This window comes from Thermodesulfovibrionia bacterium, from assembly GCA_030646035.1.
Classification (GTDB): domain Bacteria; phylum Nitrospirota; class Thermodesulfovibrionia; order UBA6902; family UBA6902; genus JACQZG01.
This window is the reverse complement of record JAUSMY010000042.1, coordinates 1-3,784: the sequence shown is the minus strand read 5'-3', so window position 1 is coordinate 3,784 and position 3,784 is coordinate 1. Positions and strand designations below refer to the sequence as shown.

The 3,784-nt window shown below is 46.9% G+C and carries 4 protein-coding genes; all 4 read right to left on the bottom strand.

Going from position 1 to position 3,784, the window contains the following annotated elements; all coding sequences use genetic code 11:
• A partial coding sequence (locus Q7U10_06890) for a KTSC domain-containing protein (protein MDO8282333.1) occupies nt 1–135 on the bottom strand: 135 nt, incomplete at its 3' end.
• Nucleotides 136–257: 122 nt separating this feature from the next.
• Nucleotides 258–2,423 carry an NACHT domain-containing protein gene (locus tag Q7U10_06885; GenBank protein MDO8282332.1) on the bottom strand — a complete coding sequence of 722 codons (2,166 nt, stop codon included), beginning with the start codon at nt 2,421–2,423 and terminating at the stop codon, nt 258–260.
• Entirely contained in the window at nt 2,417–3,082 is a 666-nt protein-coding gene (locus Q7U10_06880) for a hypothetical protein (GenBank protein ID MDO8282331.1), read from the bottom strand. Before Q7U10_06880 ends, Q7U10_06885 begins: the two co-directional genes overlap by 7 nt.
• 103 nt (nt 3,083–3,185) lie before the next feature.
• Nucleotides 3,186–3,784 (bottom strand): ATP-binding cassette domain-containing protein (locus Q7U10_06875; protein ID MDO8282330.1); only part of this gene is annotated, 599 nt, incomplete at its 5' end.

The following is a 3,784-nucleotide window of genomic DNA, read 5'->3' as shown; positions in this document are numbered from 1 at the left end:
GCTGAAGCGGCGCCAAGTATCCTCGCCGACGCCGCCGTACTGCAACGTGCTGCCGTCGTCGAGCTGAACCTGCAACATCCGGGCGCGCGCATCGTAGCCAATGGCGCGCAACCTGCCCGAATTGATCTGCTTCATTTCCATCGTGGCATCCTGAAACTGTTTCGTGTCTGGCCTCTTTAATTCTCCCTGCCATAGGCTGGGGTGAGCTTGCGAACCCCAGCTTTTACCCCATGCTGGGGCTCGTGCCTTACCCCAGCCTACCGCGCTATTGCGACCCTGGCCCCTTTGATTCCAATTAAATCATTGAATATAGCGATTGTTTCTGGTATCGACCAATCAAGGAGGTCTTTGGGATTCTTGATTCGTAGAAGTGGCGCCGGTCGACCATGCATTGATTTCCTTGTGACAACATCTATACGTTTATGTTGAATCAGTACACTTTTTACGACTTGCCAGTTTGGATCTTTTAGCAACAATGCGTACTCGTCATCGTCTCCATGTTCTCGTAAATAAAAGAAGCGAGCAGCCCTTCTAGCCACACGCTCTAATAGTTTTATTAAGGCACTGTGAAGATAATCGGCATTGCTAGAAGCAATAGAATGACTGGCAATAAATTGTGATATCTGGCTTGGATCACGTTCAATTTTGGCAATACCATCAGAGCGAATTTCCAGTTGAGTAATTTTCGGCAAAGACGACCCAAACCTTGTTGTATCGTCTACAACTAGCGTATTGATTGCAACATCCGTGAATTCAATATGCGAAAAATCAGCGCCGCATACATCAAGTCTGGCAAAGTTCGAGCTTGATACCTCTCCCTCAGGTGCTCCACCTGCCATTGATGCATCAACCACTTCCAAGTAATCAAGCCTCTCTAACAGACCGGCAGAAAAGGCCAATGTAAGAATTGTTCCACCATTGTTATGCAATCTATCCATCGAGATTTCACTTGAGATTGCTGATGAAAGAAACTGGGCAGCTTTTTTTGCTTTATCTTCATCATTGACAAACACTTCGAAAAACACTTCCGCATGTTCGGCGCCGATTACTGCCCTGCGTAAAACACTTGGCACTGTTTTTGCCGCGAGTGCTGAAACAAGAGCCCCACCAAGAAAATATTGCATTATTTCGCTATGTGAGAATCGCCTATGCCCTGGTTGATTTGATTGTTCTAATAATGCGAAGCTTCCAGCCTTGTGCATTAATTTTCGAATAGATCCTTCATTAAGTGTTCCCTCAAAACAATATCGAGCAAGAAATGTCAGATGCTCCATTTCCACTGTATCTACTTCCCTTGAAGTCATTTCCAAGGCGACCTCTTGAAACAATGAAATTAGTGCAGGAGTAATTATCTCGGGTGTTAATCCTTCAATTTGCTTGGCTATTAACTTAGCTTCTCTCTCAATGAAATGATTTACCAGGAATGTCCGCGGGCCAATGTCCAACACCCTTTCCCATTTGCCTGCATCCCAAAGTATTCGGAGAAAAAATGGACGAAGCGCATAACTGTTTTCGATCAATATGTAATCTGTGGTTTCAGAATTAACTTCGGCAGGCTTCCATTTCGAGTTCTGGAGCAGCCAATCCTTTGCGGCACTCGGTGTTATTGTCCGAATATGAGCCATTGATAAAGCAACGACATTGCTCGCGCTATTTATTCTTGCCAACAACTCTTGTTCTTCTACAAACGTGTCTCTTGCTGCCAATATTATTGTGCCGCGTTCTTTAACATCGCCAACAAACTCTCGCAGAGCAGACCATGAATCTTCGTATCCATCTGCGTCCACTAGTTCATCAAAACCATCAATTGCTGCCACAAGCAATCCATGCCTTACTAATATGGGTACATGGCGCGCACCAAATTCAGCAGCATAATCCTGCGTGGTAGCAGCTAAGACATCTCTCAGATTCGATAGGCGTCTACCTCTACTGCTAACGTGCAGCACCAAGGGGGAGACTTGGCCTTTCATCATTTTCTCAGCTTGGCCTTGTACCAAACGTTCAATGTAGTAGGTTTTACCCACCCCTGCTGGCCCATCAATCAAAATCAGCCTAGTATTGACATTTGTGTTGCACAACTCGGCTGATAAGTTATTTAAAGCAATGCGCTGACCTTCAAAATCAATCTCTGTGGGTATGGGGGGGATCTTTGATTTATCTTGGAAAGATCGAAGTTGCGTCTGAGCAAAGCGGTGAAGATTTGCAAATTCATCTGAAGCAATGAGTGACGCGATACCACTAAAACTGCGCTCACGATGTTTTGCTGTAAAACGTCCCAAATCTGGTGCTATTTCGTAAGTGATTTTCCTGCCGTTTCGAATCAGTTCTATTTGAGTAGAGTTTTTTAATTTTCGGGTTTTTTGTTCCGTAAACGGATCTGCAAATGCGCAAATATCACAAATGATTTCGTCTATGTCTAACATGTGCTTTCCTTTGATAGCATTACGATCAAACCGCCCGTTGATAGATGCTTGTTCACATTATCCCTGCCAACACGAAGAACCCGAGTGGGTATCCCCCATGCTTCAGAAACAATTGCACCAGGAATTAAATCGTCGTCGTCACCTACGATTATGGCTAAAGCAGGTGGAGGGTCGCCACGTTTAGCTTGGCAACTCTCAGATCTGCAATACCAAAGTAAATCAGAAGTTAGCGCAGTATCCACCATTTTCTGTTCTATTTGCCCTGTATCTGGACGCTTTCTAAGCGTGTCAAATAGAGGGCTACGTTTACCACCGCAAAGTAGTTCATTTCCATATGCGATATCGGGGAGATATGAGACCTTCCCAACTGATCTAGATCTTAGTTTTGGTGCTGCATCTTCCCAAGCCGCTCTCTCTTTGGTTTTTGATTTTCGGCTATGCCAGCCATGATAAATACGACTCTTTATAATCGTCACATAGTCATTTAATCGCATTGCGTTAATTGTATTTGCAACGGATGTTTGCAACTCAGAAAAACAAGATTCAACGTGTGGGACTAGCTTGGTTAGTGGAATGCTTTCATTTTCATCTGCACTCCATTTGGGTTTTACAAGGCGCTTGGCAGCGTCCCAGTCAATAAATACGGTAGCTCTAATCATCTACACTCTCACTGGATACATCTGAGACACTCATCCCAATAATTAGCAACCATTATTTCGACACCTTAATTAGAAGGAAACCTATAACTAATAAACCAATGAATCATCTAGAAATCGGCTTATACCGAATCCGCTTAGGCTTCGCGCCCTCTTCACCCAGCCGCTTCCTCTTGTCCGCCTCATATTCCTGATAGTTGCCGTCGAAGAACGTCCACTTGGATTCGCCTTCCGCCGCGAGGATGTGGGTCGCGATGCGGTCAAGGAACCAGCGGTCGTGGGAGATGACCATTACGCAGCCGGCAAATTCGAGCAGCGCATCTTCGAGGGCGCGCAGGGTTTCCACGTCGAGGTCGTTGGAGGGTTCGTCGAGCAGCAGCACATTGCCGCCGGAGATCAGCGTCTGCGCGAGGTGCAGGCGGCCGCGCTCGCCGCCGGAAAGCTGGCCGACGATCTTGGCCTGGTCGCCGCCCTTGAAGTTGAAGCGGCCGATGTAGGCGCGCGCCGGGGTTTCGTATTTGCCCACGGTCAGGATCTCGTTGCCGCCGGAGATCGCGTCGAACACGGTCTTGTCGTTATCCAGCGAATCGCGCGCCTGATCGACGTGCGCGATCTTGACGGTGGTGCCGATCTTCACTTCGCAGGAATCCGGTTGTTCTTTTCCGGTGATCAGCTTGAACAGCGTGGATTTGCCCGCGCCGTTCG

Bases quoted from the DNA above. Each gene is read 5' to 3' on its own strand.
- Q7U10_06880 (MDO8282331.1), bottom strand. From the start codon at position 3,082: ATGATTAGAGCTACCGTATTTATTGACTGGGACGCTGCCAAGCGCCTT.
- Q7U10_06885 (MDO8282332.1), bottom strand. From the start codon at position 2,423: ATGTTAGACATAGACGAAATCATTTGTGATATTTGCGCATTTGCAGAT.